Origin of the sequence: Cryobacterium sp. TMT2-4 (assembly GCF_004402575.1) — a bacterium.
GTDB lineage: Bacteria > Actinomycetota > Actinomycetes > Actinomycetales > Microbacteriaceae > Cryobacterium > Cryobacterium sandaracinum.
On the sequence record NZ_SOGE01000019.1, the window covers coordinates 16,316 to 43,201 of the forward strand.

Consider the following 26,886-nt stretch of genomic DNA (forward strand, 5'->3'; position numbering starts at 1 on the left):
GACAAGGCAGACGGATGCCCGAACGCGCACTGCGCGTCCGGGCATCCGTTCTAATGCGGGTGCTAGTTTCCGGCGTGAATGTCCGCGCCGGCACCGGCCCCCGCGTCGGCACGGGCACCGGCGTCAGCCTCGGCAGCCACGTGTGCCTGGACCCGCTCGGCGATCTTCTGGACCACGCTGCCGTAGTCGCCGCTGAGGGCGGATTCTTCGAGCTTCTGCGCGGCGGCCTCCTGCTCGGCGGCGGGCGCGTTCTTCAGCTCGGCCAGGTCGGCCTGCAGGTCGGCCGGCAGGTTGTCGAGGAGCGCGGGGTTGTCCGCCAGCTTGAGGGCCAGTTCCGTCACCGAGGATCCGGCGTCCGCGGTCGGGTCGGTGTCCGCGGTGCCCGGCGCGGTGCCGAGGTCACTGCCCAGGGCGGCCTCCATGGCGGCGGTCAACGGGTGCTCCGGGTTGTCCCGCACGGCCTCGGCGATCTTCGTGATCTCCTCGCCGTAGCCGCCGGCCAGCGCGGTGGTGCGCACGGTGTCGACGGCGGCGGCCCGGTCGGTCGCCCCGGAGGCGTCCGTGAGCGCGGTCAGGTCATCCTGCAGGTTCGCCGGCAGGGTGTCGAACAGCTCGGCGTGCTCGGAGAGGGTGGTGGCCACCTTCTGGGCCTTCACATTGCCGCTCTGCCCGTGGGAAAGGTCTGCGCGAAGTTCGGCCGAAAGCGACGCCAGGAATTCGCCGTTCGCCGTGGCGCCGGCATCCCCGCGCGTGCCGGCACTCGAGCTGAAACTCGTTGTGGGCTCGGCGCTCTGAGGGGCGGCGGTGGCGCCCTGCGCGCCGACGCCGAGAAGGGCTCCGGCGGTCAGCACGGAGGCGGCGCCGAGGGCGACGCGCTTGGTGCGGGAGGTGTCGGCTGCCGGGGAGATCGTGTGCTTGTTCAAAGTGGATCCTTTCGATTGCGGCGGCCGGTCGGCGAAAAACCCGATCGACCGTTCGTAGTCATCGGAGGAGTTTAGGTACCGGGAGTGGGGGGCCGGTCCGTGCGGGCTGGGAATCGGGTTGGCTGCCCAGCTGTTCCGGTCGGGTGTGTCACCGGGCCCCGTCACCGTCCGGTGCGCGCACATTCGGGCCAAGGATACCGCCTGATCAGGGATTGAGAGTGCCAGGTCACGGGTGTTCGCCCGGCCGGGCGACCGGACCCGGCGGAGCCCCGGGACCTCGGGGCGATTACGCTCTGCGCGGAGAAACCGGCGGAGAAACCAGCGCGGAAACGCGAACCGTCGGGACCGCTCAGGGCGTCGGCAACAGCCCGTGCTTGCGGCAGGGCTGGCCGCCGACGAGGTTCAGGCACGAGTTGAACGCCGTGGGATAGCCCACGGCCTCCGACGCCCCGAACCACTGGTTGTAGAACCGCCAGAAGTTCAGGTTGCCGTGCGTCGAGCATCCGTCGCCGTCGGTGCCCGGGCGTGCCAGCGCGGCGGAATTGGGCTGGTACGGCGTGTAGTTGTAGAGGTTCGCGGTGGCCTGGTTCTCGATGGTGACGGAGGACACCCCGCAACTCGCATCCGGATTGAAGCCCACGCGCACGGTTCCGATCTTGTAGGCGCGCTCGGGCTCCTGGGTGTACTGCCGGAACTGCCAGGCGGCACGGTAGACCTGGTTGAAGAAGCCGAAGTACGCCGTGTCGCAGTCGGCCGTGTCGGGGCAGCCGTAGCCGGTGGCGCGCAGATAACCGGATGCGCTCGGCCGGGTAAGCAGGGACTGCTCCTTCTGCAGCAGCACGAGCAGCACCTTCGGGCTGATGGAGCAGGCCGCGGACACCTTCGCGATGATGCGGGCGGCCGACTCGTTGCGGCCCCCGGGGTAGGCGGTGCAGTGCCCCTCGCCGTGGGCCGGCTGGGAGATCGTGTTCTCCTCGTAGTCGGCCAGGCACGGTGAGCCGTCACGGGGGATGCAGGAGCGCTCCCCCAGGAACGACTGGATCTCGCCCTCGTTCAGGGAGTCGGCGTTGTAGAAGTTGTAGTCGCTGATGATCGCACCGGGGGCGAAACCGGTAGGCGCGGCTGCTTCGTCGGTGGTGTGCACCGACGCGGCCAGCGCCAGACCAGCGCCCAGCACGGCCAGAGTGACGACCATCGCCAGTGCGGTCTGTCGTCGACGCGGCGTGCCCAGGTACGTCATAGGGGAGACCTTACCGGGGCACTGCGGGAAGGGGCTGGGAGCAGGCGGCCGACACGCAGCAGCGCGCGCGTCGCGACCCGGGCCCCCGGAGTAGCTTGGGGTCATGCCTGACACACAGCCAGAACAGACTCCCGTTTCCAGCGACAGCATCGTCGTCGGACACGACGGATCGGGTCACGCCGATCACGCCGTGACCGTGGCGCTCGACCTCGCCGAGCAGCTGCACGCACCGGTCGTGCTGGTGCGCGCGTGGTCCATCGACACGGCGCCGCGCCCGGCCAACTGGGAATTCGGCTATGTCGCGTCGATCGAGGACTATGCCGACGCGGTGCGCATTGAGCTCGGCGAGGCCGTGATGGCCGAGGTGGCCAAGCACCCCGACGTGAAGGTCACCTACCGGGCTGTCTACGCCAGTCCGTTGAAGTCCCTGATCGACGTGTCCCGAGGCGCACGGATGCTCGTGGTCGGCTCCCGCGGCCGCGGCGGCCTCAGCGGCATGCTGCTGGGTTCCGTGAGCGAACAGTGCGTGCGGCACGCCAAGTGCCCGGTGCTGGTCGTGCGCCCGAACACCTGAGCCGACCGCTGGCGGCGGTCGGCTCCAGTCAGCTCTGGTCGGCGTCGATCCGGTTGCCGACCGCGAACCAGGCGACCGCCCCGAAGACCGGCGCGCAGACGACGGCCAGCACCCAGCTCGCCCGCGCCGCCTGCCGCAGGTGGATGGCCCGGCTGATCTGTGTCAGGGCGGCGGCGATCAGCGCCGCGCTGCCCAGAACGGCGAGGCCGCCGAGTCCGAGTGCTGCCGTCTGCACCATGCCTGCACTATCGATCATTACGACCTCCCCTGTTGAACCCCCTGAGACGCCCGTTTTCCCCAATCACAGCGTCCCGTGCCTAAACCATACCAAACGGTATCTTCTGTGGGGTCGATTGAGGCAGATTGGTGCCGATTGAGGCAGAGACGATACAACGGATGCGCGGGGCCGTGTGCGACCCCGGTTCGGGCAGTCGCTACGCTGGAAACCGGAATAACCGAGGAGTGGAATGGCGCAGCAACAACGGGCGATCGGAACGCGGGCCGCGATCATCCGAGGTGCGGCGGTCGCCTTCCGGGAGCACGGGTACGGCAGCACGACCCTGGCCGGACTGGAAGTCGCCGCCGGAGTGAGCAAGGGCGCACTCTATTTTCATTTCGCGTCCAAGGAGGCGCTCGCGCTCGCCGTGATCGAGGCGCAGCACGAGGCCTCGATCGGCTTGGGCCAGAGGCTGCTGGACGGCACGATGCCCGGGTTGCAAGCCCTCATCCTGATGACTTTTGAGCTGGCGGCGCAGGTGCGGGACGAGCCGGTGGTGAGTGCCGGCATCCGTCTCACCATGGAGGCCTCCAATTTCTCGGTGCCGGTGGTCGGTCCGTTCCATGACTGGATCGATGTCTGCGGGAAGGTGCTGCGACGCGCGATCGATGAAGGCGACGTTTCGGCCGATCTGAATGTAGAGGCCGCCGCGCACTTCATCAGCCCCGCTTTCACGGGCGTGCAGACCGTCTCCCAGGTGCTCACCGGGCGGGCGGACCTCTTCCAGCGGGTGGAGGAGATGTGGGCGCTGGTGCTGCCGGGCCTGCTCCCGGCCGGGCTTCCGGACGAGCGGCGGGCGAATCTGACCGCCCTGCCGGCCCAGGTACGGGCGAGCTGCGCCGCGGGCCCGGGCGCTGCGGGCGGGGTAGTGGATCGGGCCTAGGACCCAGCCGAAGCGGTCGACCCTCCGGCGGACGCGCGTGCCCGGCGGGAGCGCCACCACGCCCAGACCGTAGTCAGGATGCGCTTGAGGGCCACCGCGATGCGGTGCGCAGTGGGGAATTCCGTGCCCAGGATCGCGATTCCGAGGAAGACGACCAGCCAGCCGGGCCCCGGCAGGGGCACCAGGAGGAGCCCGATGACGGCCACCGTGGAGCCGAGCACGCCGACCACAGTGCGGTAGAGCCAGCGCAGCCGCGGATGCTGGTCCACCCAGGCGCGGCTCCGGCGCAGGAAGCGCCGGATCGGGTGCGCGGAAGTGCGTTCGCTGGCGATATCGCGCTGCAGGATGACGGTCATTCGCTCAGGTTAAGCGGGGTCGCTGGGAACCTGCTGCGCGGGCATCCGTCGCCGCTGTCGCCCCCATCTCCGCGGCGTGGCACGGGCCTCGGGGGTACTGTGCGTGGCATCTGGAGCAACATCCGGGTAACCACATCCGGGTGACTACATTCGGGCAACACGGAGGAGACGAATCATGGCTGCACTTGCAAAACGCGAGCGTTTCGAAATGCCGGAGCCGGTGCGGCGCTTTTTCGAGGGCGACTGGGACACTCCGGCCCTGCGGGTGGAGGAATTCCGCGACGGCGGCAGCCTGGTTGTGAGGGCGGAATTGCCTGGAATCGACCCGGAAAGAGATGTCGATGTGTCGGTCAGCGACGGCGTGCTGCACATCCAGGCCGAGCGGCAGGAAAAGACCGAGCACAAGGACAAGGACGGTTACCGGACCGAGTTCCGGTACGGCTCGTTCACGCGCGACATTGCGCTGCCCCGCGGAGCCAAGGAAGAGGATGTGACGGCGTCCTACCGGGACGGCGTGCTCGAGGTGCGCGTGCCGGTGCCCGAGGGTGCCGAGGAGCCGAAGAAGGTGCCGATCGCGCGAAGCTGAGCCGGTCGGGCGCCCGCGCGCCCGGCGAAAGTCGCCGATTGTGCCGAGAGTCCCCGTTGCACGGGCGATTCTCGGCACACGAGGCGACTCTCGACGATGCGGGGACCCTCCACCCCGAATGGGGGACGCAATGCGCCACTTCTCTTGACTCGCGTCGCCTTAACCGGTTTAGTTAGCTGTACCAAACCGGTTCAGGCTGAACCAGGAGAGAAGAAATGACGTACAACGCTGTTCGCTCACAGTCCCCCCGCCCGCGATCTCTGAAAGCCGTGGCCCTCACCGCCGCGGTCTCGCTGCTCCTGCTCGGAGCCGGCACCGCCGCGGCCGCCGCGGCACCGCCATCCGGTGCAGCCGGCGCATCCGGTGCACCGGCCGGAGTCGTCGCCACCCGGCCCGCCGCCGCGGCGTCTGCGCCGCTGACCAACCTGTCCCACCTCACGTTCCTGCTCGACACCGTGCCGCTGGCCACGGTGGAGGGGCACACCACCTACGAAATCGACGCGCAGCCCACCGCCCAGGCGCCGTGGACCTACGCCGATAAGCAGGCCGACGGCAGTTACGGCAGGGTCGGCGGCGGGTCGCTCGACCCCTCGACCGGGCACTGGAGCCAGGGCGCGTACAACGCCGACGACATCGCCCGCACCGCGGTCGTCTACTTACGCCACTGGCAGCAGACCGGTGACGAGACCAGCCGCGAGCACGCCGTGCAGACGCTGCGCTCCCTCACCTACCTGCAGACCACGACCGGTCCGAACGCCGGAAACGTCGTGCTCTGGCAGCAGCCCGACGGCACCCTCACCCCCAGCGCCAGCCCGGTGGAACTGCCCGACCCGAGCGACTCGGCCGAGTCCTACTGGGTGGCCCGCACCGTCTGGGCCCTCGGCGAGGGCTTCGCCGCCTTCCAGGATGCCGACCCCGAGTTTGCCGCGTTCCTGCAGGACCGCCTGCGCCTGTCGCTCGACTCCCTCGAGCGCCAGTCGCTCGGCAAGTACGGCACCTTCGATGTGGCCGACGGCGTCAACGTGCCGGCCTGGCTCATCGCGGGCGGGGCGGATGCCTCCGCCGAGGCCGCGCTCGGCCTCGCCGCCTACGTCACAGCCGTCCCGGACGACGACACCGCCCGCACCGCGCTGACCCGGCTCACCGAGGGGGTCGCCGGGATGTCCTCCGGCTCCGCCACCGAGTGGCCGTTCGGCGCGATCATGCCGTGGAACAAGTCGCAGACCCTGTGGCACGCCTGGGGCGGACTGGCCCCGGCTGCCATCGCCACCGCGTCCACGGCGCTCGGACGCACGGACTTGCTCGGCGCCGCCGTGCAGGATGCTGCCCGCTTCACCCCTCAGCTGTTGGCCGCCGGCGGACCGGACAACGCCTGGAGCCCCACCCCGGGTGAGGCGCAGATCGCCTACGGCGTCGACTCTCGCGTGCAGGGGCTCGTCACCACCGCCGCGGCCGCGAACGCCCCGGGGCTGCTCGACCTCGCCGCAGTGACCGCCGCCTGGTTCTTCGGCGCCAACCCGAACGGCGCTCCGGCCTACAACCCGGCAACCGGTACGGCCATCGACGGCATCGAAACCGACGGCCGGATCAACCCCAATTCGGGTGCCGAATCCACCATCCACACCCTGATGACCATGCTCACCCTGGACGCGAATCCGTCGCTGAAGGTCAAGGCCCTCGGCATCGACGAAACCGTCTCCACCGTCGGGCTCAGTGTCGTCGAGGCCGAGTCCGGCACCATCACGGGCGGCGGGTCAGTGGTCACGCCGCCGTCGTCCTGGACCGGCGAGGCCAACCTCTCCGGCGGCGCCTACGTGGCGCTGGGCGCGGGCGACTCGCTGAGCATCCCGGTTCCCGCTGCCGACCAGGCTCGCAATGTCTTCCCGATCGTGAATCAGGCCGAGGCGGACTCCGGGGCCACAACCTGGGCGTCGGCGACGTCGATGCTGGGCAGCACGAGCAACGGCGGCGCGGGTGCTCAGGGCATCACGGATGCCCCCGGACGCCTGTTCCCGCTCACGCTCGAGCTGGCTCTGCCGGGGGCGGACACCGCGGTCGTCGGCATGGCCGACGGGGCGGCATCCGTTGACGCGCTGCTGATCCAGCCGCTGATCTCGACGATCACGGTGACCGGTTCGGCGGGGGAGTCCACGGTGTACGTCAGCGCGGCGACCGAGACCAGCGTGCGCACGGTCGGCGTGCCACGTGGCTACCGGCTGGCGCAGGAGGCGTTCGATGCGACCGGCCAGCTCGTCGCATCCGTCGACAAGAAGGCGCCGAAGAAGGGAACCGTGACGGTCGCCGCCGGCGGGTTCACGGTGGCGAAGCTGGTGCGCAAGTAGGGGCCGGCGCCCTCGGGCTTGCCTGCGCGCCCGTGCCCGCGCGACGAGAGTCGCCGTTGATGCCGAGAGTCCCCGTTGCAGGGGCGACTGTCGGCAGAAACGGCGACTCTCGGCGGTGGCGGTGGTGGGGTGGCAGGGGCAGGGGCAGGGGCTAGGGGAGCGGCAGTGGCTCGGGGTCGACACCGAGGGTCGTGAGCATGGCCTCGACCTGATGCCGGATCTGGTCCCGGATGCGACGCACCTCTGGGGTCGGCTGACCGGCCGGGTCGGCCAGCTCCCAGTCCTGGTAGAGCTTGCCCGGATAGACCGGGCAGGCGTCGCCGCAGCCCATGGTGACGACGACGTCGGCGGCCTGCACGACGTCATCCGTCAGCGGTTTCGGGAACTCTTCGTCCAGGTTGAGGCCGAGTTCGGTCATCACCGCCATCACCGTGGGGTTCAGTCCCTTTGCCGGCGCTGAACCGGCCGAACGCACGTGCACCCGACCGCCAGACAGGGCCTGGGTCAGCACCGCCGCCATCTGGGACCGCCCCGCGTTCTGCTCGCAGACGAACAGGACCTCGGGGACGTCCTTCGCGATCGCGCCCTTTGCCTGGGCCAGAGCGGTCAGGCGGTCGGCGGCGTAGCGCCCCGTGTTGGTCACGAGGAACGCCGTGACCGTCGACGTGCGCAGGAGCGACGTGTACGACTCGAGCACGTACCGTTCGATCGTTTCGGCGCCGAACACGCCCGAGAACCGGTCGGTGAGGTGCGCGGCCAGCCGTCGCAACGACTCCTCGGGGAAGGCCAGTCCGGGCAGTGACCGACGCGCGCTCAGATCGCTCATGGCGGGTCGGACCTAGACCTGGGCGGGGAGGATTTCGGCGAGCAGGCCCTGGATGCGGGCCTTGATCTCGTCGCGGATCGGACGCACGGACTCGATGCCCTGGCCGGCCGGGTCGGCGAGTTCCCAGTCCTCGTAGCGCTTGCCGGGGAAGATCGGGCAGGTGTCGCCGCAGCCCATGGTGATGACGACGTCCGACTCCTTCACGGCCTCGGTGGTGAGGACCTTCGGCACATTGTTGGCGATGTCGATGCCTTCCTCGGCCATGGCCTCGATCGCGACGGGGTTGATCTGGTCCTTGGGCGCGGAGCCGGCAGAGAGCACCTCGACACGGCCCTCGGACAGGGCGGTCATGTAGCCGGCGGCCATCTGAGAGCGGCCCGCGTTGTGCACACAGACGAAGAGAACGGTGGGCTTAGCGGTCATGATCGGTGGTTCCTTCTTGATTTTCGGGGGGTGGACGGCGGGGCGGTGTACAGAGATCAGACCCGGTCGGGAAGCGGGTCGGCGGTGACGTCGGTGACGGCGGTGACGTCGGTGTCGGCTGCGACGGATGCCGGCGCCGCGGCCCCTGAGAACAGCCGCGGCCGCAGCCACAGCGCCACATAGACGAGGGCGACGAGCGCCGGCACCTCGATCAAGGGGCCCACGATGCCCGCCAGGGCCTGGCCGCTGGTGGCGCCGAAGGTGCCGATGGCCACCGCGATCGCCAGCTCGAAGTTGTTGCCCGCGGCGGTGAACGCCAAGGTCGTGGTGCGCTCGTAGGAGAGCCCGGTGAGCTTGCCGGTGGCGAATCCGGCGGCGAACATGACAGCGAAGTAGACCAGCAGCGGCAGGGCGATCAGGGCCACGTCGAACGGGCGGTCGATCACCTGGCGGCCCTGCAGGGCGAAGAGCAGCGCGATCGTGAACAGCAGCCCGTAGAGGGCGAACGGGCTGATTTTCGGCAGGAACCGGCTCTCGTACCAGTCGCGGCCGCGGGTGGCCTCGCCGACCCGGCGGGACAGGTAGCCGGCTAGCAGGGGAATGCCGAGGAAGACGAGCACGCTGACGGTGATCGCCCAGATCGAGAACTCCGCGCTCGTGGTAGACAGGCCGAGCCAGGCGGGGAGCACCTGGAGGTAGAACCAGCCCAGCGCGGCGAACGCGATGACCTGGAAGACGGAGTTGAGGGCCACCAGGAAGGCGGCGGCCTCGCGGTCGCCGCAGGCCAGATCGTTCCAGATCAGCACCATGGCGATGCAGCGGGCAAGGCCCACGATAATGAGGCCGGTGCGGTATTCGGGCAGGTCCGGCAGGAAGATCCAGGCAAGGGCGAACATCAGGGCGGGCCCCAGCAGCCAGTTCAGCACCAGCGAGGAGACCAGGAGGCGGCGGTCGCGGGCGACTGCGCGGGCATCCGTGTAGCGAACCTTGGCCAGCACCGGGTACATCATCACGAGCAGCCCGATCGCGATGGGCACGCTGACCGAGCCGATCGTGAACGCAGCGAGCAGGTCGCCGACGCCGGGTGCGACGACCGCCAGTAGCAGGCCCAGGGCCATTGCCGCGAGGATCCAGACCGGCAGGAGACGGTCGACGGCCCCGAGCCGCGCCGGGGCGATGGCGTTTTGCGCGGCAGCCGGCTGCACGTTGGGCGGGGCGGTGGGGCGGGAGGAGGTCGATTCGGGGAAGGGCATGTGGCTCCGTGAGCAGGTAAGACAAAAATCGGCGGGTGGGACATAAAATCAGAGGTGTCGATAGGGAGTCTTCCCCAATGCATCGATGGATGTCAATTTATGGGAGATACTGTTCAGATGTCGTTCACCGAGACCCGTGCCGTGCCTGAGGCGTCGACCGCTGCGGTCGCCGTGGATCTCGTGACGGATGGCGCGGTTGCTTCGGATGTCGCGGTTGCTTCGGATGTCGCAGATGGCACGACGGATGCCGCTGGCGCGGCCGCTGCCTGCTGCGCCCCTGCCGCGCGCGAAGCGATCGGCGCCGATGAGGCGGAGCGGCTCGCCCGGTTGCTGAAGGCCGTGGCCGACCCGGCCCGATTGCGTCTGGTCTCGCTGGTGGCCGCGCACGACGATATGGAGGCCTGCGTCTGCGACCTCACCGAACCCCTCGGGCTCAGTCAGCCCACCGTGTCACACCACCTCAAAGTGCTGGTGGATGCCGGTATCCTGACCCGCGACAAGCGTGGCACCTGGGCGTACTACCGGCTCGTGCCGGGCGCGCTCGGCACGCTGGCGGATCGGGTGCTCGGGCTCTGAATTTGCGGCTCTGCGTTTGTAGCTCTGCGGGTGCTGCTGTGCGTTTGTGGCTCTGCGTTTGTGGCTCTGCGGGTGCTGCTCTGCGGTTGCGGAGCAGAGTTTGCGGCTCCGAGGTTGCTGTGCTGAGTTTGCGGTGCTGCGCGTGCGGGCTAGGCTCAATGGTTGAGCTTTCGGGCGATCGCGCGTGGCGTCGATCCTGGGCCGCCGGCCGGAACATCCGTGACCGAACTGCGCAAGCCCATTGCTTTATCAGGATACCGAGATATCCTCAACGCTTGTGCGCGAAGCCCCACGTCGTGCGGCGCACTTGGACACTTCCTCCGAGGGAGCGTCGTTCCCCGTGGGATTGCTCTGCGCTGTGAGCGCATTCTCCGTCTGAGTGAGGTTCCGGCCCCACACACCCGAACCGCGTAACCGCGCCGACGAGAGCTCTCACCATGCCCATTTTTCTCCTGTTCCCTGCCCGCCGCGTTTCGGCGGAAGGTGCCTATGCAGACGCCTAGGCTCAACAGGTTGCCCAGGCTCACCAGATTCACCCTGATCCCGCGTCAGGCCGCCGCCGGCGGATTCGCGATGCTTTTCGCCGGACTGCTCACGGTGGTCCTCGGCATTCCCGCACAGGCCTCGGAACTCGATGTCTACGGCTGGCTGCCGCCGGCCGCCGTGGAAGATTCGGTGCGGGCCTTCGCGGATGGCTCAGCGCGTGCCGCCGAGTCCGATCCCGCCGCGCGTGCCGCCGCCGCCCCTGATGCCTCCGCCGCCGAAGCGTCGCTACAGAGCCTGATGCCGAGTGCGGCGGCCACCGCCACCGTGCAGCGCGACGGTTTCACGGTCACTGATGCGCCGAAGCCCGAACCCATACCTGCCGCCCCTGCTGCGGTTCCGAGTGCCGACGATGCGGCCGCTCCGGCCGCCGCTGGTGCAGCCGTGCAGTGGCCCTTCCCGGGCTCGGTTCGCCTCTCCGATCCCTATGGTGCGCGCGATGCACCCTGCGGGGGCTGCTCGACGTTCCATAAGGGGCTCGATATGCTTCCCGGCGAGGGTGCACCTGCCCAGGCGGTTGCGGACGGCGTCGTGCGTGAAGTCTCCGCCACGGACAACGGCGGCTTCGGCGTCTACGCGATCGTCGACCACACCGTCGATGGACAGCTCGTCAGCAGCGTCTATGCGCACTTCCAGGCCGGCTCGCTGCAGGTCTCCGCGGGACAGTCCGTGGGCGTGGGCACGCACCTGGGCAACGTGGGCAGCACCGGCGAGAGCACCGGCCCGCACCTGCATTTCGAGATCCTGATCGACGGGATCACCCCGACGGATCCGTACGCCTGGCTGTCGGAGCGCGCCGGCCCGATGTAGTCGCGAGGGGCGCGCAAGTTCCTCGGAATGCTCGGGTTGCGCCGGTTGCGCGGTTCGCGCGGTCTGCGCGGGGGTCGCTGCGTGCCGGCTGGAGCCCGTGCGGGGGTGGAAGGCCTGGCTCAGGCCGGCCAGTGCCCGGCTCAAGCCGGCAAGTGCCCGGCTCAGGCCGGCAAGTGCCCGGCTCAGGCCGCCTCGCCGGTTCAGTTCTGCGGCATTGTCCTGCTTGGCCCGCAGCATTTGCCCCGAACGAATTCGACGGAGATTTTGCCGATTCACCCCCGAAATCGTCGAAACCGGCCTACGGGCAGCAAAATCTCCGTCGAATTGGTTCCCACCCGGGATCCTGGGTGCCGAAGTGGGTGGCGGTAGCGGTGGCGGTGGCGGTTGCGATGGTGGGGGTTGCCGTGGGTTGTGGGCTCGTGCGGCAGCGACTCAGGCCGGCGTTGCCGGGAGGTCGAAGTAGAGATGGGCGTGAGCGCGGCATCCGTCGTTGAAGGCGGCGCCGCACGCAGGGCACGCGGTGGTTGCCCGGTAGTCGGCGATCGAGAGTGTGCCGCGGCAGACTCCGCAGAGGATGGCGTGCTCGGCCCAGAGGTCGGCCGGCCAGAGCCGGGCGACATGGGTCTCACCGGCGGAGTGGCACTGGTAGCACGGGTAGAAGCGCCCGCAGCAGAAGAATCTGATCGCCACGACGTCGAGCGCGGAACGGTAGTGCACGCAGCGGGTCTGGGCGTCGACGGTCTGTCCGTGGATCTGCATGGTGGTCCTTCGTGCGAGAGACGATCGCGACTGCACGTGGGGGCGGGGCGGCGCCGGGGGTGAGGCCGGGGCGTCGGGGGTGAGGCCGGGGCGTCGGGAGTGAGGCTGGGGCACCTCGCGGTGCCCCGAACCCCAGGCGCTACTCGGCGGTGGCCTGCGCTGTGACGAAGGCCTCGAAGGCGGCCGGGTCGTCGAGGGTGCCGGGGTAGGAGACGCCGTTGACGAGCACGGTGGGCGTGCCCTTGACCTGCTCGATGTCGGCGTTGGGAAGAGGGCCGTCGAGGGCGCGTTTAGTGGCGGTGCCGACCCAGGCGGCGAAGGTGTTCTCCGTGATGCAGGTGGCGACCTTCTCGTCGGTGACGCCCGAACTCGTGGCCAGGCTGACCAGGTCTTCGTCGGTCAGGCCCTCGGTGTTCTCCGCCGGCTGGTTCGCGAACAGGGCCGCGTTCAGGGCGAGCACGTTCTCGGGCTCATGGTTGGCGACGCACGCGACGGCGGCCGCGGCCCGGGTCGGGTACTTGCTACCGGCCGAAACCGGATCGAGGATCGAGATCGGGTGCAGCTCGAGGGTGGCGGTGCCCGCGGCGACCCAGCCGGCGATCTGCTCGCCGTTCGTGGTTTCGAACTGGCCGCAGAAGGGGCAGAGATAGTCCGCGTAGACCACGATGTTGGCGGTGTCGCCGAGGGTTGTCGGGTCGGTTGCGATGGGGTCCTCGTCGGCGGCCACGGAGACGGTCTCGACCGGGACGATGTTGGTGCCGTCGCCGCCGAGCAGCACGCCGTCGCTGGCCATGTTGAGCGGGCCCGGCGCCGCAGGTCCCTGGCTGCCGACCACGACGAGGGCCACGACCACGGCAGCCGCGATCAGGCCGGCGCTGATGCCGCCGCGCAGAAGCCAGCGGTTGCGCTTCTCCTTTTTCTGCTGCTCCTCGCGGAGCTGGCGGGCGCTTTCACGCGCCATCTCGCGGCGATCCTTCTTGGGGGGGACAGGTTTGCCGTAGACATTGCTCATGAACTAATGCACCGTTTCGTTGCGACTGGCAGGTAGCTCCAAGGTTAGAGGGTCCGTCTCCGGGGGAGGTGCAGCGGGGCTGTGAGGGGGCTGTGAGCGCCGTGCGGAGAACCGAGTCGTCGCCCGCGCGGTCGATCCGCGGTGGTTGGGGCTAATTCAGGAGAAAACGGATGCCGGCGGCTGGGCGCCGCGGGAATCGGGGGCCCGGATCGCGGCATCCGTCGATTCTCCTGAGTTAGCCACACCGCTGCGCCCGGTTCCCGTGGCCGGCCACCCCGAGTACGCGGGTGACCTGGCTGACACGCTGACCCCTGTTTTCCCGGGCGGCCCGGCTGTGCGTGCGATCGAGGTCGCGAACCCGGTGGACGGTCCGGCCGAGACCGTCACGGTCCCCGACCGGTCGAGTCCGGCGGCCGGGCGGACCCCCTCACGGTGCACAACGGTTCGCCGACACCGTTCCGAGCTCGGCGGCCGGGCGCCGGCACCGCGGCATCCGTTTTCGGAACGGCGACACTCACCCTGATGACCAGTGGAAATGCTGACTACCGCGACCCCGGACTCGTTTTCCCCGAGGGGTTCCTTTTCGGTTTGCCACCGCGAGCAGCCAGATCGAGGGTGCCTTCAACGAGGACGGCCGCGGCCCGTCGATCTGGGACACCCTCAGCCGCACCCCCGGCAAGGATCTGAACGGCGACACCGGCGACGTAGCCTCCGACCACTGCCACTGCCACTGCCACTGCCTCGACGAAGACCTCGATCTGATGGTGTCGCTCGGTCTGCACGCCTACCGGTCCTCGATTGCGTGGTCCCGCATCCAGCCGACCGGCCGCGGTCCGGCGAACGAGAAGGGGCTGGCGTTCTCTGGGCGTCTCGTCGACGGGCTGCCGGCCCGGGGCATCCGCCCGATCGCGACTCTGTATCACCGGGACCTGCCGCAGGCGCTCGAGGACGAGGGCCCGGAGTAGGTCCCAGCTTCCGGCAGTGGACCGGTGCACGATCGGGCGGATTTCTGCAACTTCCGCGGCGTTCTGTGAATGGGGGAATAGGTGCCGGTGTGGTTGCCTTGTCAGTGAGGGCGGTTCCGTGTTCCGCTGCTGGTGCTGACGCCCGTGATGCGGTGCCGCTAACGAAATCAGACCAGCACGCAGAGCCCCATCGATACCGAGGATCAACACTTTCGTGAGCACCGCCGCCATCACCGTCATTACCGCTGCCGACCTGAGGTCGGCCGCGAAGCATCCCGGGGACGCCCTCTCCCGCGGCCAGCGCCTCGTCTACATCATCGTGCTCGGCGCCCTCACGGCGCTCGGCCCGTTCACGATCGACCTGTACCTGCCGGCGTTCCCGACCCTGGAGCGTGAGTTCGGCGTATCGGCGGCCGCCATCCAGCTGACCCTCACCGGCACCATGATCGGGTTCGGGTTCGGCCAGCTTGTGGTCGGCCCGTGGAGTGACAAGGTCGGGCGTCGCCTGCCGCTGATGCTCGCGACCGGCTTCCACATTCTGGCGAGTGTCGGCGCCGCCCTCTCCCAGGACATCGTCTGGCTCGGGGTCTTCCGTCTGCTGCAGGGCTTCGGCGCCGCGGCCGGCGCGGTCGTCGCCCTGGCGATGGTGCGCGACCTGTTCGGCGGCAAGCCGCTCGTGAAGATGCTTTCCCGCCTCGCGCTGATCAGCGGCCTGGCCCCCGTGCTGGCCCCGGTCATCGGCTCGCAGCTGCTGCTGGTGATGAGCTGGCGCGGCATCTTCTGGGTGCTCGCCGCCTACGGTGCGGTCGTGATCCTGGCCGTCGCGTTCTGGATCGTCGAGACTCTGCCGGATGCTGAGCGCCACACCAAGGGGCACAGTTCCCTCGGTCAGCGCTACCGTGCGGTGCTCAGCGACCGGATCTTCGTCGGCGTCGCGATCATCGGGGCGATGACCTTTACGGGTCTTTTCTCCTACCTCTCGGCGTCGTCGTTCCTGTTCCAGCAGGTCTACGATTTCAGCCCGCAGCAGTACGGCGTGCTCTTCGCCGTCAACTCGCTCGGCATCGTGATGGGTGTGCAGCTCAGCTCCCGACTCATGCACCGCTTCAACATCGGCCCGCAGTGGATCATCTCGGTGTCTACCGTGGTGCTCCTGATCACGGCCGCGGCCATCGTGCTGCTCGACCTCGCCGGCGCGGGACTCTGGGGCACCCTGGTGCCGCTGTGGTTCTTCATCGCGGCTTGCGGTTTCACCCTCCCCAGCGTGCAGGTCATCGCCCTGAACGCGCACGCGCATGAGGCCGGAACCGCCGCGTCGCTGCTCGGCGCCGCGAACTTCGGCGTCGCCGGACTGATCTCCCCGATCGTCGGCGTGCTCGGCGTCGGGACAGCGGTTCCTATGGGCGCCGTGATGGGCGTCACCGCCATCGTGTCGATCTTCGCTCTGTGGCTCATCGTGCGCCCCCGGTCGGTGCCCGCGCTGGAGCACTGAGGCCAGATGGGCGCCGGGTAACGGCATCCTTCAGCCTCCGGTCAGTGGTCAGTGGTCAGTCGTCAGTCGTCAGTCCTTAGGCGTCAGTTGCCGCCGGTGGCTAACTCAGGAGATTTCCGATGGTGTGGCCGAGGTGACGACGGATGCCGCGTGATTCCGGCATCCGTCGCCACCGGCTTCGCAGATCTCCTGAGTAAGCCCCCGGAGATGCGCGGCAAATGGCCAGGGCGGGAAGCCGCACGCCCGCACCGATCTAGCATGGACAGATGATGAGCGAGCGCGCCCCCGAGACCGCAGCCACCTCCGCCACCCGACGCATCGCCCGCCGGTGGCCTCTGGTCAGCGGGTCCGCAGCGCTGTTGCTGGCCGTGGGGCTCGGCGCCCTGATCGTGCTGCGCGGCAACGGCCGCCCGCTGGAGATCGACGCCGAGTGGATGGATGAGATCCTCGAGCACCGGGCGCCCGTCTGGGAGTATCTCTCGCTCACGATGAACTACCTCGGTGCCGGAATCGCCGGCGTGATCGTGATCCCGGTGCTGATTCTGGTGGCGCTGCTGCTGCTAAAACGGCCGTGGGCGGCCGGCTACTTCGTGGTTGCCACGATCGTGAGCTCGGGACTGGTGCAGGTACTCAAATCACTGTTCGGTCGGGATAGGCCGGAAGACATGCTGGTCATGTCAGATTTCGGATCCTTTCCGTCCGGCCATGTCGCCAATGCGGCGACCATGGCGGTTTGTCTCGGCATCCTCTTCCCGCGCGTCTGGGTTTGGCTGGCCGGCACCCTCTACACGGTTCTGATGATGGTCAGCCGCACCTATCTGGGCGCACACTGGCTCACGGATACGATCGGCGGGCTGCTGCTCGGTGCGTCCGTCGCCGTGCTGCTCTGGGCCCCGGTCGCCGCGAAGCTCCAGGGAGAGCGCGAGTTGGCGGCGCAGCATCCGTCGCCCTTGCGAATTCGACGGAGAAATTCCGCGTAGAGCCCTTAATCGGGGCAAAATCGCGCGTTTTCGGCAAAATCTCCGTCGAATTGGTTCGGGCGGAGCGCACGGGCGCACGGACGCGCGTGCGCATGGGCGCGTCGGCAGCCGCATCGGCAGCCGCATCGGTAACGGATGCCCCGGGGTAGCGTCGACGCATGAGAATCCTCCTTGTCGGGGCGGGCGGCGTAGGAGACGCGTTCGCGAAGATCATCGCCAGGCGCACGTTCTTCGAGCACGTCATCGTGTGCGACTACGACCTGGCCCGGGCGGAACGCACCATCGTCGCAATCGGCCTGAAGCACGGGCACGCGGCGGCAGCCCGGTTCTCCGCCGAGCAGATCGACGCCGGCGACCCGGACATGGTCGCCGCCGTTGCGCTCAGGCACGGCGCCACCCACGTGATGAACGCGGTCGAGCCGAAGTTCGTGCCCACGGTGTTCGCCGGGGCGCTCGCTGCCGGCTGTGACTACCTCGACATGGCCGTGAGCCTGTCCGAACCGCACCCCACGGACCCCTACCTCCAGACCGGGGTCATGCTCGGCGACGACCAGTTCGCGCAGGCCGCCGACTGGGAGACCGCCGGCCGCCTTGCCCTGGTGGGCATGGGCGTCGAGCCGGGGCTCTCGGATGTCTTCGCCCGCTACGCCTCGGACCACCTGTTTCGGCAGATCGAGGAGCTCGGCACGCGCGACGGTGCCAACCTGGTCGTGCACGACGACGCCGGTAACGAGATCTTCGCGCCATCATTCAGCATCTGGACCACGATCGAGGAGTGCCTGAACCCGCCGTTGATCTTCGAGAAGGACCGCGGCTGGTTCACCACCGAGCCGTTCAGTGAACCGGAGATGTTCGACTTTCCGGAGGGCATCGGCCGGGTCGAATGCGTGAACGTGGAGCACGAGGAGGTGGTGCTGATGCCGCGGTGGCTCGACGCGAATCGGGTCACCTTCAAGTACGGCCTCGGTGAGGAATTCATCGGCGTGTTGAAGACCCTGCACCTGCTCGGCCTCGACCGGGTCGACCCGGTGCGGGTGCGCAGCGCGTCCGGCCCGGCGCTGGTCGCCCCACGCGATGTGGTGGCCGCCTGCCTGCCTGACCCGGCCACGATCGGCCCGCGGATGACCGGCAAAACCTGCGCGGGAGTGTGGGTCACCGGCACGGGTCCGGGCGGCCTGCCGCGCGAGGTCTACCTCTACCACGTCGCCGAAAACGAGTGGACGATGCGCGAATACGACACCCAGTGCGTGGTTTGGCAGACCGCCCTGAACCCGGTGATCGCCCTGGAACTGCTGGCCGCTGGCACCTGGACCGGCATCGGCGTGCTCGGCCCGGAGGCCTTCGATGCGAAGGTGTTCCTCGACCTGATGAGCGCGCCCGAGACCGAGGGCGGCTACGGCCAGCCCTGGGGGATGGAGGACCGGCTGGCGTCCTGAGACGCACTCGACCTTCCGACGTGCCAGGCGGATGCCCGAGCGCATAGCTGCGGCCGCGGCGCGGGTGGTGCGCCGCTACGCGCGTGGCGTGCCATCCGCGCAACGGCGTACCATCCTCGCGACGCGAATCCCGGCAGGGGGGATCGGGATTGCCGCCCGATCGAGCCGGATGCGAGATGATGCTGTGACTGAGCGCGAAACATCCGTCGGAACGAAAGCGGTGCGGGAATGATCAATGGTGATGTCTCCTTCTGGTGGAACCAGCTCGGCCGGCCGGCCAACCGCGACCCGCTGCCCGGGCCGACGACGGCCGATGTGTGCATCGTGGGTGCCGGCTATACCGGGCTGTGGACGGCCTATTACCTGAAGAAGGCGGCCCCGGCGCTTCGGATCGTGATTGTGGAGCAGCGCTTCGCCGGCTACGGAGCGTCAGGGCGGAACGGCGGCTGGCTGACCAACTCGGTCACCGGCGGCCGCGAGCAGTACGTGAAGTCGCACGGCCGGGACGCGGCGGCCCGGTTCCAGACCGGCATGAACGAGACCGTGGACGAGGTGATTCGGGTCGCCGAGGCCGAGGGCGTCGACGCCGACATCGTCAAGGGCGGCGAGTTCACCGTGGCCTACGACCAGCCGCAGCAACGAAGGCTGGAGGCATCCGCTCGGTCGGAGCAGGCCTGGGACATGACGGATGTCGAACTCCTCTCCCCGGCGGCTGCGCGCGCCCGTATCGACGTGGCCGGTGCCACCGGGGCGATGTGGCACCCGCACTGCGCGCGCATCAACCCCGCCAAACTCGCGGCCGGGCTTGCCCGGGTGGTGGAGGGCCTCGGCGTGGAGATCTTCGAGAATACCCGGGTCAGCGAGATCACGCCGCACCGGGCGATCACCGACCGCGGCGCCGTGGAGGCGGAGTTCGTGGTGCGCGCGACGGAGGGGTTCACGGCGGGCCTGAAGGGACTGCACCGGGCGTGGCTGCCGATGAACTCGTCGCTGATCGCGACCGCGCCGCTCAGCTCGGACGTCTGGCAGAGCATCGGCTGGGCGGGCCGGGAGACCCTCGGTGACATGGCGCACGCCTATATGTACGCGCAGCGCACCATTGACGACCGCATCGCGATCGGCGGTAGGGGCGTGCCGTACCGGTTCGGGTCGCAGACGGATTCCGACGGGCGGACTCCGGCGAGCACGGTGGAGGCGCTGCGAGGCATCCTGACCCGGTTCTTCCCAGTGACGGCTGGCGCGCAGATCGACCACGCCTGGTCGGGGGTGCTCGGCGTGCCGCGCGACTGGGCGGCGACCGTGGGGCTGGACCCGGCGACCGGGCTGGCCTGGGCCGGTGGCTATGTGGGCACCGGGGTGGCGACGACGAACCTCGCCGGGCGCACGCTGACCGACCTGATCCTCGGCAACGACACAGGCCGCACCCGGCTGCCGTGGGTGAACCACCGGGTGCGTAACTGGGAGCCGGAGCCGCTGCGCTGGCTCGCCGTGCACGCGCTCTACCGCGCCTACTCCCTGGCCGACCATGCCGAGCTGACCCGGCGGCGGACGACATCGCCGATCGCGTCGGTCGCGGACGTGGTCTCGGGTCGAGGACACTAGCGCGGGCGCTCGTGCCGCGCGGCTGTCCCGGTGCGGCCCGGTGCGTGCCCGGTGCGTGAACCAATTCGACGGAGATTTTGCCGATAACAGCTGGTTTGGGGCCGAAAACCTGTCTTCCGGGCAAAATCTCCGTCGAATTAGCACGGTGGTCGGCTGCCGGGGACCGGGCCTGGTGTGGTCTACTCGACGCATGAGCGTTGAGCCGGGGGTTTCGCAGCAAGCCGTGCGGCAGGCGGAGGCCGCCGCGGATGCAGCCGCCGAGGCTGCCGGGGTGACCGTGCGGCAGGCTGAACCCCGCGACCTGGCCGCGGTGATCGGCCTGTTCGAGCGCACCTGGGGCGTGGGCCACAGCCCCGACAGGTCGATGCTCCTGGCGCTCGACTTCGCCGGCAACACCGTGATGGTGGCGACCAAGGCCGGCAAACCGGTCGGCGCGACGCTCGGCTTCCTCGGCTGGACCGACGGCATCCACCTGCACTCGCACATGGCAGCGGTCGTGCCGTGGCAGCGCGGCAGTGGGGTCGGCTACGCGCTCAAACTGTTCCAGCGGGCACTCTGTCTGCAGCACGGCGTCGCAGACATGCGCTGGACTTTCGACCCGCTGATCCGCCGCAACGCGCACTTCAACCTGGTCAAGCTGGGCGCCGAGGTGGTGCGCTTCCTGCCGGATTTCTACGGCCGGCTCGACGACGTCATCACCGGCAGCGACCGGAGTGACCGGTTCGAGGTGCGGTGGCGACTCGATTCTCCGCGCACCCTCCGGGCACTGGCCGGCGAACTCCCCCCAGTCTGGTCGGGCAGCGACTCGCTGTCTCTTGACGTGGACTTCGAGCGGCTGCGCGCCGACGACCCGGCCGAGGCCGTCCGGCGCCGGGACGAGTCCCGGACACTGTTCCAGAACAACCTGTCTCGCGGGATGCGCCCCGAGCTCACTGAGAACAACGATTACATCTTCACACCGGATGTCCCCGATCGCCGGCCGGCCCCCGACTGAGCCTCGTCGGCCCTGCCCGCCCTGCCCGCCCTGCGCGCCGTGCGAATTCGACGGAGATTTTGCCCGTAAACCCGGTTTTCCGACCCAAAACATCCGTTTCGGCCAAAATCTCCGTCGAATTGGTTCGGGAGCGCAGCCCCCGCGCCAGACAAGGCGGCGCACTCCGCGCCAGCCGTCACTCCGGGCCAGACGAGGCGGCGCACTCCGCGCCAGCCGTCACCCCGGGCCAGCCGTCACTCCGTCCCAGATCGAGATGGCGATCTTGCCTCGGGTGTGTTCCTCGCCGAAGTGGTGCAGGGCGTCGGCGGTCCGGCTCAGTGGGTAGGTCGTCTCGATCCGGGGAGCGACCTTGTCCGAGTCGATCAGCTCGCGAATCACATCGAGATCGGTGGCGCTGGCCGACGCCACGAGCGGGCGGAGGCTCTGGCGCGAAAAGACTCCCAGGGCCGATGCGGCGAGGATGCGCCCGATCGGGCCGAGCAGACGACCGCCTGCAGCGGAGGACAGCACCAGCGTTCCGCGTGGGGTGAGCGCGCGGCGGCAGTCGGACAGGGAGCGATTGCCGATGAGATCGAAAATCACCTCGTACTGCCGACCCTTGGCCGTGAAATCCTCGGAGGTGTAGTCGATCACGTGGTCGGCGCCCAGGCCGCGGGCCAGCTCGGCGTTCCGAGTGCTGCAGACGGCCGTCACCTCAGCCCCGAAGGCTTTCGCAAGCTGCACGGCGAACGATCCGACCCCGCCGGATGCGCCGTTGACCAGAATCCGATCGCGCGGCTGCAGGTTCGCGGCATCCCGGAGTCCCTGCAGCGCCGTGGTCGCGGCGATTGGCACCGTCGCCGCCTGCTCGAAGGTGAGCGTGGCAGGCTTGCGGGCAACCACCTTCTCGGTCGCCACCGTGAATTCCGCGAAGCTGCCCGCATTGACCTCCGCGTAGACCTCATCATTCACGGCGACGCGTCGCACGGCGCTGCCGACGGCCACGACCACTCCCGCGGCATCTCGTCCCCGGACCGCGATGCGGGGTGCCCGCAAACCGAACGCGAGCCGCACGAGATAGGGCTCGCCGTGCATCAGCAGCCAGTCGGCCGCATTCACGGATGCCGCGTGGACGCGGATCAGCACTTCGTCGGCACGGGGCACCGGCATGGGGACATCGGTGTACTCGAGGGTCTCGGGCCCGCCGTAGGCCCGCTGGATGATCGCTTTCATGGCACCCTTTCTGGTGTAACACTATAGTGTGTGATACACAGTACAGTGCGACTTACAAAACCGAAACCCGACAACACCAAATCCCCACACACCAACCCTCGGAAAGGATCCGATCCCATGATGCTGCTCACTCCACTCCCGCGGCCCGTGCTGCTCTCCACGCTCTGGATCGTTCTGCTGTTCAACTACCTCTACTGCGACGTGCTCGGGCTCTACGACCCGGCACACCTCGTCGACCTCGAGACCGGCACCCTCGGCGGCGGGCCCTTCACACCCGGCAAGCTGGTCGCGGCCGGGGTGCTGATGCAGATCCCCATCGCGATGGTTCTTCTCGCTCGCGTGGTGCGGCACGGACTGAACCGCTGGATCAATGTGGGCGCCGCATCTGTTATGGCCGCGGTTCAGGTCTCCACGCTGTTCCTCGGCACACCGCCCACGCCGGTCTACCTGTTCTTCTCCGCGATCGAGATCACGCTGCTGCTGGCCATTGTCGTCCTCGCGGCATCCTGGAGACGCTCCAGGGAGCGGGCGGCGCACGACCGGGCCCTTGCGGGTGTGTGACGCACACTAATGTGTACAAGTGCTCAACGAAGAAGAACTCGCCACCCACCGGCAGGAGTTGCGGCGCGGCACCATCGTGCTCGCCTGCCTGGTGCTGCTAACGCAGCCCAACTACGGCTACGCCCTGCTTACGGCCCTCGAATCCCAGGGGTTCGCGGTGGATGCCAACACCCTGTACCCTCTGCTGCGGCGCCTGGAGAAGCAGGGTCTCCTCACGAGCGAGTGGAACACCGACGAGTCCCGACCGCGCAAGTTCTACGTCACGAGTGAGGAGGGGGTGGGTCTCGCCGCCACCCTCACCACCGACTGGAACGAATTGAACATGGCCTTCCGATCCCTCACGGAGACATCATGACCACCCCGTTCACCCCGTCCACCCTCACCGACCGCTTCGTCACCGAAGCGCTGCGCGGCCTGCCTGCGCGGCAGCGTGCTGACATTGAAGCCGAACTGCGCACCCTGATCGCCGACGCAATCGAGGATCGCCTGGAGGCGGGAACGGATGCCGTGGCCGCCGAACACACCGTGCTCGCCGAGCTGGGCGCACCGCGCCGGCTGGCCGCCCGGTACTCGGAGAAGCCCACCTACCTCGTGGGACCGGATCTCTACTTCGACTACGTGCGCGTGCTCACGGTGCTGCTCTCGACCGTGGTGCCGATCTGGTTTCTGTTCAGCGGCATCGTCACTTTTGTCGCCGGCTCGTCGGCTGGTGAAACGGTGGGCGTCGCCGTCACCGGCGCAATCGAGACGGCCATGTCGATCGCGTTCTTCACGACGGTGATCTTCGCGATCATCGAGCGCACATCGGCGATGCGGTCAAGGCGCACAGTGGTCTGGGATCCGGCATCCCTACCCGAGGTCCTGGACAAGCGCGGCTATTTCACGGAGCTCGTCGGCGGAATCAGCTTTCTCGTGATCATCGCCAGCGTGCTGATCTGGCTGCAGACGGTGGGTGCGGTCGAGGGGCGGGACAGCGCACTCATCGGTCCGATTGCGACGGAATTGTGGACATCCGGGGCGTTCTATATCGCACTTTTCTATGCCGCTGTCAGCATCAGTTTTCACCTGTTCGCGTATTACACGGGATGGTCGGTGTCGAATGCGATGGCGACCATCGTGCTGGACGTTCTCTTCGTCGTTCCAGCGGTCTGGCTCACGGCGAGCGGCCGGCTGCTCAACCCGGACTATTTCGATGCCGTCGGCTGGCCGCAGGGCGTCGGGGTCGTCACGGCCATCGTGGTGGTCGTCGTGCTGCTGTTCTCCGCCCTGGACTCCATTGACGCAATCGTGCGCGCGACCCGGAAGCGGCGCACTCGCTGAGCCGTGATTTGCAGAGCGCGAAGAGCGGATGCCGCGCTACTCCCCGCGCCGGGTGAAGCGTCGCTCGAACCAGTAGAGCAGTTCGGGGCGCACCCGGTTCAGGTCCTGCAGGGTCATCGGTTCGGGCACCCGCACCATGGGTACGCCGAGCTGATCGACCACCGTGTCCATGGCGCCGCGCGAGTAGTACTGCCCGCGCATGCGCACCAGCAGTCGGCCGTCGGTGCCGGTGACGAAGAGCTGCGGCTGCGTGTCGAGCGCCCCGCTCCGGTAGAGGTCGAGCAGCACGACGCTGCCGATCTCGTCCGAGGAGAAGTCCTTGACCAGGCCCATGAAGCCGCGCTCCGAGATGCCCTCGGCATCGACACGGATGATGGTGCGAGTGTAGGCGAGATAGGCAAGGCCGCAGATGCTCAGGAGCACAACCTGGGCGATGGCAACCGGACGCCAGGTGCCGTTGGGGATGCTGAGCCAGAAGAGCACGGCGGAGATGGGTGCGACAAGGGCCAGGACGGAAAGCCCCGACTGTACCAGCAACCGGCCGTGGGGCCGCAATGCGTGCGTGTGCATACGCACACCCCCGTTGAATCTCACCCTTGGTTCCCCCTCGCCGGTGTACACAGATTATCTCGGATTTTGCGTGAGTGCGGCAGTCACCGATAGGGGGGGGTGCCGTGTCGAAACCGGAACAGACGACGGATGCCCGTGAACCGTATAGTGAGCGGGTGCCATCCTTGTCTCTCCGAAGAAGCGGTCCGCGCGTGCCGCGCGCCCGGCTGCATCCGGCGCAAGTCGTGGTCGCCGGATTCGCCGCCGCCATCCTGATCGGCACGGTGCTGCTGATGATCCCGATCGCGACCCCCGGCCCCGGCGGCACCCCGCTCCTGATCGCGGCTTTCACGGCCACGTCGGCCGTTTGCGTGACCGGGCTGACCGTCGTCGATACCGCGACGTTCTGGACGCCGTTCGGCCAGGTCATCATCCTGGCCCTGATCCAGGTCGGCGGCTTCGGGATCATGACGTTCGCCTCGGTCATCGGGCTCGCCGTGATCCGCAAGATGTCCCTTCGGTCCCGCATGACGGCGGCCGCCGAGGTTAAGAGCTTCGGGCTCGAGGATGTCCGCGGGCTGGTTCTCGGCGTCGTGCGCATCTCCCTGATCGTGGAGTCCATCGTGGCGGTGCTGCTGAGCCTGCGGTTTTGGATCGGGTACGGCGAAGCGCCGGGCCGGGCCATCTGGCTCGGCGTGTTCCACTCCGTGTCCTCGTTCAACAACGCGGGCTTCGCCCTGTTCAGCGACAACCTCATCTCCTATGCGACGGACCCATTCATCTGCCTGCCCATCGCCGCCGCCGTGATCCTCGGCGGCCTGGGCTTCCCGGTGATCATGCAGCTGCGCAAGCACCTCCGGAACCCGCTGAAGTGGTCGATGAACACCCGCATCGTGCTGGCCGGAACGATCACACTTCTGGTCGCGGGCACTGTCTACATCACCAGCGTGGAGTGGAACAACCCGGGCACGCTCGGACCGCTGGACTGGCCGAGCAAACTCCTGGTGGGATTCTTCCAATCGGTGCAGACGCGCACAGCCGGGTTCAACAGCCTCGACATCGGGGCGATGGATTCCGCGAGCCTGCTCGGCATGGACGTGCTCATGCTGATCGGCGGAGGCCCGGCCGGCACCGCCGGCGGCATCAAGATCACCACCTTCGCTGTGCTGTTCTTCATCCTGCTGACCGAAATCCGTGGCGAGGTGGCCGTGAACGTCTTCGGCAAGCGCCTCTCCCGGGCCGTGCACCGTCAGGCGATCACCATCGTGCTCCTGGCGGTTGCGGTGATCACGGTCTCCACGGTCGCCCTGATGCTGATCACCGATATCGGCCTCGATGCCCTTCTGTTCGAAGCGATCTCCGCGTTCGGCACGGTGGGGCTCTCCACCGGGATCACCGCGGGTCTGCCCCCGGCCGGTCATATCATCCTGATGCTGCTCATGTTCATCGGTCGTCTGGGTCCCATCGCCTTCGCCTCGGCGCTCGCCCTGCGGGACCGCCCCACCGGGTATGAATTACCGAAAGAGAGGCCCATCATTGGCTAAATTTTCCCTGTTCGGGCACCAGCAGCCTGCGCGTATGGCCGAAGAGGATGCGATCGTCGTGATCGGCCTGGGTCGGTTCGGCAGCGCCCTTGCACTCGAGCTGATGGCCAGCGGCAGCGAGGTGCTCGGCATCGACGGAGACGAGGAGATCGTGCAGGCGCACAACGGCCTGCTCACCCACGTCGTGCGCGCCGACTCGACCAAAGAGGAGACGCTCCGCCAACTCTCGGTGCCGGACTTCAGCAGCGCGGTCGTCGCGATCGGCGGCGATATCCAGGCGAACATCCTCACCGCGAGCCTGTTGCTCAAGCTGGGCATCCCGAATATCTGGGCCAAGGCGGTCAGCGACCCACACGGTGAGATCCTGCGCCAGATCGGCGTCAAGCACGTCATCTACCCCGAGAAGGACATGGGCAAAAGGGTGGCCCACCTCGTGCGCGGGGTGATGCAGGACTACATCGAGATCGACGAGAACTTCGCCCTCGTGAAGACGAACCCGCCGCAGGAGATCATCGGCGTGCCGCTCGGAAAATCGAGCGTGCGCACCATCCACGGGGTCACCGTCACGGCATTCAACCGCCCCGGCAAGGGCTGGAGCTACACGACCCTTGACACGACGTTGGAGGCCGACGACGTCATTCTGATCGCCGGCGACGTGCGCAAGGTGGAGTCCTTCAGCCGCCTCAGGTAGCGGATGCCGTCGGCCTTCCCGGTCGGCGAGGAGCTGGGTGCGGCGGGGCTGGGTTGGGTTGGGTTGGGTGCGGCGCGGTGCGGCTGGGCCGGGCTGCGTGCGGCGCGGCGCGGCTGGGTGCGGCTGGGCCGGGCTGCGTGCGGCTGGGTGCGGCTGG

The 26,886-nt window shown here is 68.4% G+C and carries 27 protein-coding genes and 1 pseudogene; 17 read left to right on the forward strand and 11 right to left on the reverse strand.

What is annotated here, in order from left to right:
- Nucleotides 1-62: 62 nt before the first annotated feature.
- A complete protein-coding gene (locus E3O54_RS05805) occupies nucleotides 63-923 on the reverse strand; it encodes a hypothetical protein (protein ID WP_134401148.1) in 861 nt (286 codons plus the stop codon).
- Nucleotides 924-1,272: 349 nt separating this feature from the next.
- Nucleotides 1,273-2,163 (reverse strand): hypothetical protein, encoded by an 891-nt coding sequence (locus E3O54_RS05810; RefSeq protein ID WP_174720192.1) that lies wholly within the window; start codon nucleotides 2,161-2,163, stop codon nucleotides 1,273-1,275.
- Nucleotides 2,164-2,266: 103 nt separating this feature from the next.
- Between E3O54_RS05810 and E3O54_RS05815 the strand changes: the two genes are divergently transcribed.
- The gene (locus tag E3O54_RS05815) at nucleotides 2,267-2,737 is read left to right on the forward strand and encodes a universal stress protein (protein WP_104099266.1); all 471 of its coding nucleotides are present in this window, start codon (nucleotides 2,267-2,269) and stop codon (nucleotides 2,735-2,737) included.
- 28 nt (nucleotides 2,738-2,765) lie between these two features.
- On the opposite strand, the gene E3O54_RS05820 is transcribed toward E3O54_RS05815, so the two are convergent.
- On the reverse strand, nucleotides 2,766-2,993 hold the full coding sequence (locus tag E3O54_RS05820; protein ID WP_134401149.1) for a PLDc N-terminal domain-containing protein: 228 nt from the start codon (nucleotides 2,991-2,993) through the stop codon (nucleotides 2,766-2,768).
- Nucleotides 2,994-3,204: 211 nt separating this feature from the next.
- On the opposite strand from E3O54_RS05820, the gene E3O54_RS05825 reads away from it, so the two are divergent.
- The gene (locus E3O54_RS05825; protein WP_134401150.1) at nucleotides 3,205-3,897 is read left to right on the forward strand and encodes a ScbR family autoregulator-binding transcription factor; all 693 of its coding nucleotides are present in this window, start codon (nucleotides 3,205-3,207) and stop codon (nucleotides 3,895-3,897) included.
- Here E3O54_RS05825 and E3O54_RS05830 read toward each other — a convergent pair.
- Nucleotides 3,894-4,253: a TIGR02611 family protein gene (locus E3O54_RS05830; RefSeq protein WP_134373943.1), complete on the reverse strand. Its 360-nt coding sequence runs from the start codon at nucleotides 4,251-4,253 to the stop codon at nucleotides 3,894-3,896. The genes E3O54_RS05825 and E3O54_RS05830 overlap by 4 nt on opposite strands.
- A gap of 175 nt (nucleotides 4,254-4,428) precedes the next feature.
- Between E3O54_RS05830 and E3O54_RS05835 the strand changes: the two genes are divergently transcribed.
- Both E3O54_RS05835 and E3O54_RS05840 read left to right on the forward strand, forming a co-directional pair.
- Nucleotides 4,429-4,839, forward strand: a complete 411-nt coding sequence (locus E3O54_RS05835) for an Hsp20/alpha crystallin family protein (RefSeq protein WP_104099262.1) — start codon at nucleotides 4,429-4,431, stop codon at nucleotides 4,837-4,839.
- 215 nt (nucleotides 4,840-5,054) lie between these two features.
- Nucleotides 5,055-7,181: a hypothetical protein gene (locus E3O54_RS05840; RefSeq protein WP_134401151.1), complete on the forward strand. Its 2,127-nt coding sequence runs from the start codon at nucleotides 5,055-5,057 to the stop codon at nucleotides 7,179-7,181.
- Nucleotides 7,182-7,332: 151 nt separating this feature from the next.
- Here E3O54_RS05840 and E3O54_RS05845 read toward each other — a convergent pair whose 3' ends face one another.
- Genes E3O54_RS05845 through arsB form a run of 3 tightly spaced genes read right to left on the reverse strand, consistent with a single transcriptional unit; the run spans nucleotide 7,333 to nucleotide 9,683 of the window.
- Nucleotides 7,333-8,007: a three-helix bundle dimerization domain-containing protein gene (locus E3O54_RS05845; protein ID WP_134401152.1), complete on the reverse strand. Its 675-nt coding sequence runs from the start codon at nucleotides 8,005-8,007 to the stop codon at nucleotides 7,333-7,335.
- Nucleotides 8,008-8,019: 12 nt separating this feature from the next.
- Entirely contained in the window at nucleotides 8,020-8,430 is a 411-nt protein-coding gene (locus E3O54_RS05850) for an arsenate reductase ArsC (protein WP_104099282.1), read from the reverse strand.
- A gap of 56 nt (nucleotides 8,431-8,486) precedes the next feature.
- A complete protein-coding gene (gene arsB / locus E3O54_RS05855) occupies nucleotides 8,487-9,683 on the reverse strand; it encodes an ACR3 family arsenite efflux transporter (protein ID WP_134401153.1) in 1,197 nt (398 codons plus the stop codon).
- A 180-nt stretch (nucleotides 9,684-9,863) separates the two neighbouring features.
- Between arsB and E3O54_RS05860 the strand changes: the two genes are divergently transcribed.
- Both E3O54_RS05860 and E3O54_RS05865 read left to right on the forward strand, forming a co-directional pair.
- Nucleotides 9,864-10,259 (forward strand): metalloregulator ArsR/SmtB family transcription factor, encoded by a 396-nt coding sequence (locus E3O54_RS05860; RefSeq protein ID WP_241976770.1) that lies wholly within the window; start codon nucleotides 9,864-9,866, stop codon nucleotides 10,257-10,259.
- A 513-nt stretch (nucleotides 10,260-10,772) separates the two neighbouring features.
- A complete protein-coding gene (locus tag E3O54_RS05865) occupies nucleotides 10,773-11,612 on the forward strand; it encodes a M23 family metallopeptidase (protein ID WP_241976766.1) in 840 nt (279 codons plus the stop codon).
- Between the two features lie 432 nt (nucleotides 11,613-12,044).
- On the opposite strand, the gene E3O54_RS05870 is transcribed toward E3O54_RS05865, so the two are convergent.
- Complete coding sequence (locus E3O54_RS05870) at nucleotides 12,045-12,371, reverse strand: CHY zinc finger protein (protein ID WP_134342265.1); 327 nt, start codon at nucleotides 12,369-12,371, stop codon at nucleotides 12,045-12,047.
- A 139-nt stretch (nucleotides 12,372-12,510) separates the two neighbouring features.
- A complete protein-coding gene (locus tag E3O54_RS05875) occupies nucleotides 12,511-13,332 on the reverse strand; it encodes a thioredoxin domain-containing protein (protein WP_134401154.1) in 822 nt (273 codons plus the stop codon).
- A gap of 573 nt (nucleotides 13,333-13,905) precedes the next feature.
- Between E3O54_RS05875 and E3O54_RS05880 the strand changes: the two are divergent.
- From E3O54_RS05880 to E3O54_RS05905, 6 genes and pseudogenes are all read left to right on the forward strand, one after another.
- Nucleotides 13,906-14,339 (forward strand): annotated as a pseudogene (locus E3O54_RS05880) (family 1 glycosylhydrolase); the annotation flags it as partial.
- Nucleotides 14,340-14,562: 223 nt separating this feature from the next.
- Nucleotides 14,563-15,840 carry a multidrug effflux MFS transporter gene (locus tag E3O54_RS05885; RefSeq protein WP_241976767.1) on the forward strand — a complete coding sequence of 426 codons (1,278 nt, stop codon included), beginning with the start codon at nucleotides 14,563-14,565 and terminating at the stop codon, nucleotides 15,838-15,840.
- A gap of 266 nt (nucleotides 15,841-16,106) precedes the next feature.
- Entirely contained in the window at nucleotides 16,107-16,820 is a 714-nt protein-coding gene (locus E3O54_RS05890) for a phosphatase PAP2 family protein (protein WP_233191097.1), read from the forward strand.
- Nucleotides 16,821-16,978: 158 nt separating this feature from the next.
- Nucleotides 16,979-18,256 carry a saccharopine dehydrogenase family protein gene (locus E3O54_RS05895; RefSeq protein WP_134373961.1) on the forward strand — a complete coding sequence of 426 codons (1,278 nt, stop codon included), beginning with the start codon at nucleotides 16,979-16,981 and terminating at the stop codon, nucleotides 18,254-18,256.
- A gap of 228 nt (nucleotides 18,257-18,484) precedes the next feature.
- Nucleotides 18,485-19,858, forward strand: a complete 1,374-nt coding sequence (locus E3O54_RS05900) for an FAD-binding oxidoreductase (protein WP_134401155.1) — start codon at nucleotides 18,485-18,487, stop codon at nucleotides 19,856-19,858.
- Between the two features lie 190 nt (nucleotides 19,859-20,048).
- On the forward strand, nucleotides 20,049-20,852 hold the full coding sequence (locus E3O54_RS05905) for a GNAT family N-acetyltransferase (protein ID WP_104099225.1): 804 nt from the start codon (nucleotides 20,049-20,051) through the stop codon (nucleotides 20,850-20,852).
- A 216-nt stretch (nucleotides 20,853-21,068) separates the two neighbouring features.
- Here the strand turns inward: E3O54_RS05905 and E3O54_RS05910 are convergent, their stop codons facing one another.
- Nucleotides 21,069-22,064, reverse strand: a complete 996-nt coding sequence (locus E3O54_RS05910; RefSeq protein WP_104099224.1) for an NAD(P)-dependent alcohol dehydrogenase — start codon at nucleotides 22,062-22,064, stop codon at nucleotides 21,069-21,071.
- A gap of 117 nt (nucleotides 22,065-22,181) precedes the next feature.
- Between E3O54_RS05910 and E3O54_RS05915 the strand changes: the two genes are divergently transcribed.
- Genes E3O54_RS05915 through E3O54_RS05925 form a run of 3 tightly spaced genes read left to right on the forward strand, consistent with a single transcriptional unit; the run spans nucleotide 22,182 to nucleotide 23,945 of the window.
- Nucleotides 22,182-22,625, forward strand: coding sequence for a DUF6326 family protein (locus E3O54_RS05915; RefSeq protein ID WP_174720193.1), 444 nt, complete (start codon nucleotides 22,182-22,184; stop codon nucleotides 22,623-22,625).
- Between the two features lie 19 nt (nucleotides 22,626-22,644).
- Nucleotides 22,645-22,980: a PadR family transcriptional regulator gene (locus E3O54_RS05920; protein WP_134373967.1), complete on the forward strand. Its 336-nt coding sequence runs from the start codon at nucleotides 22,645-22,647 to the stop codon at nucleotides 22,978-22,980.
- Nucleotides 22,977-23,945 (forward strand): permease prefix domain 1-containing protein, encoded by a 969-nt coding sequence (locus E3O54_RS05925; protein ID WP_134342281.1) that lies wholly within the window; start codon nucleotides 22,977-22,979, stop codon nucleotides 23,943-23,945. The genes E3O54_RS05920 and E3O54_RS05925 overlap by 4 nt, the downstream gene beginning before the upstream one ends.
- 36 nt (nucleotides 23,946-23,981) lie before the next feature.
- Here the strand turns inward: E3O54_RS05925 and E3O54_RS05930 are convergent, their stop codons facing one another.
- Entirely contained in the window at nucleotides 23,982-24,515 is a 534-nt protein-coding gene (locus E3O54_RS05930; protein ID WP_134401156.1) for a hypothetical protein, read from the reverse strand.
- 155 nt (nucleotides 24,516-24,670) lie between these two features.
- Between E3O54_RS05930 and E3O54_RS05935 the strand changes: the two genes are divergently transcribed.
- Nucleotides 24,671-26,038: a TrkH family potassium uptake protein gene (locus E3O54_RS05935; RefSeq protein ID WP_241976768.1), complete on the forward strand. Its 1,368-nt coding sequence runs from the start codon at nucleotides 24,671-24,673 to the stop codon at nucleotides 26,036-26,038.
- 34 nt (nucleotides 26,039-26,072) lie between these two features.
- Nucleotides 26,073-26,729, forward strand: coding sequence for a TrkA family potassium uptake protein (locus E3O54_RS05940; protein WP_134342282.1), 657 nt, complete (start codon nucleotides 26,073-26,075; stop codon nucleotides 26,727-26,729).
- The last annotated feature ends 157 nt before the right edge of the window (nucleotides 26,730-26,886 follow it).

Coding starts and splice junctions, on each gene's coding strand:
- E3O54_RS05825 (WP_134401150.1), top strand. CDS start 3,205: ATGGCGCAGCAACAACGGGCGATCGGAACGCGGGCCGCGATCATCCGA.
- E3O54_RS05840 (WP_134401151.1), top strand. CDS start 5,055: ATGACGTACAACGCTGTTCGCTCACAGTCCCCCCGCCCGCGATCTCTG.
- E3O54_RS05820 (WP_134401149.1), bottom strand. CDS start 2,993: ATGATCGATAGTGCAGGCATGGTGCAGACGGCAGCACTCGGACTCGGC.
- E3O54_RS05895 (WP_134373961.1), top strand. CDS start 16,979: ATGAGAATCCTCCTTGTCGGGGCGGGCGGCGTAGGAGACGCGTTCGCG.
- E3O54_RS05875 (WP_134401154.1), bottom strand. CDS start 13,332: ATGGCGCGTGAAAGCGCCCGCCAGCTCCGCGAGGAGCAGCAGAAAAAG.
- E3O54_RS05915 (WP_174720193.1), top strand. CDS start 22,182: ATGATGCTGCTCACTCCACTCCCGCGGCCCGTGCTGCTCTCCACGCTC.
- E3O54_RS05910 (WP_104099224.1), bottom strand. CDS start 22,064: ATGAAAGCGATCATCCAGCGGGCCTACGGCGGGCCCGAGACCCTCGAG.
- E3O54_RS05870 (WP_134342265.1), bottom strand. CDS start 12,371: ATGCAGATCCACGGACAGACCGTCGACGCCCAGACCCGCTGCGTGCAC.
- E3O54_RS05810 (WP_174720192.1), bottom strand. CDS start 2,163: ATGACGTACCTGGGCACGCCGCGTCGACGACAGACCGCACTGGCGATG.
- E3O54_RS05900 (WP_134401155.1), top strand. CDS start 18,485: ATGATCAATGGTGATGTCTCCTTCTGGTGGAACCAGCTCGGCCGGCCG.
- E3O54_RS05905 (WP_104099225.1), top strand. CDS start 20,049: ATGAGCGTTGAGCCGGGGGTTTCGCAGCAAGCCGTGCGGCAGGCGGAG.
- E3O54_RS05925 (WP_134342281.1), top strand. CDS start 22,977: ATGACCACCCCGTTCACCCCGTCCACCCTCACCGACCGCTTCGTCACC.
- E3O54_RS05830 (WP_134373943.1), bottom strand. CDS start 4,253: ATGACCGTCATCCTGCAGCGCGATATCGCCAGCGAACGCACTTCCGCG.
- E3O54_RS05835 (WP_104099262.1), top strand. CDS start 4,429: ATGGCTGCACTTGCAAAACGCGAGCGTTTCGAAATGCCGGAGCCGGTG.
- E3O54_RS05815 (WP_104099266.1), top strand. CDS start 2,267: ATGCCTGACACACAGCCAGAACAGACTCCCGTTTCCAGCGACAGCATC.
- E3O54_RS05890 (WP_233191097.1), top strand. CDS start 16,107: ATGATGAGCGAGCGCGCCCCCGAGACCGCAGCCACCTCCGCCACCCGA.
- E3O54_RS05930 (WP_134401156.1), bottom strand. CDS start 24,515: ATGCACACGCACGCATTGCGGCCCCACGGCCGGTTGCTGGTACAGTCG.
- E3O54_RS05940 (WP_134342282.1), top strand. CDS start 26,073: ATGGCCGAAGAGGATGCGATCGTCGTGATCGGCCTGGGTCGGTTCGGC.
- E3O54_RS05845 (WP_134401152.1), bottom strand. CDS start 8,007: ATGAGCGATCTGAGCGCGCGTCGGTCACTGCCCGGACTGGCCTTCCCC.
- E3O54_RS05850 (WP_104099282.1), bottom strand. CDS start 8,430: ATGACCGCTAAGCCCACCGTTCTCTTCGTCTGTGTGCACAACGCGGGC.
- arsB (WP_134401153.1), bottom strand. CDS start 9,683: ATGCCCTTCCCCGAATCGACCTCCTCCCGCCCCACCGCCCCGCCCAAC.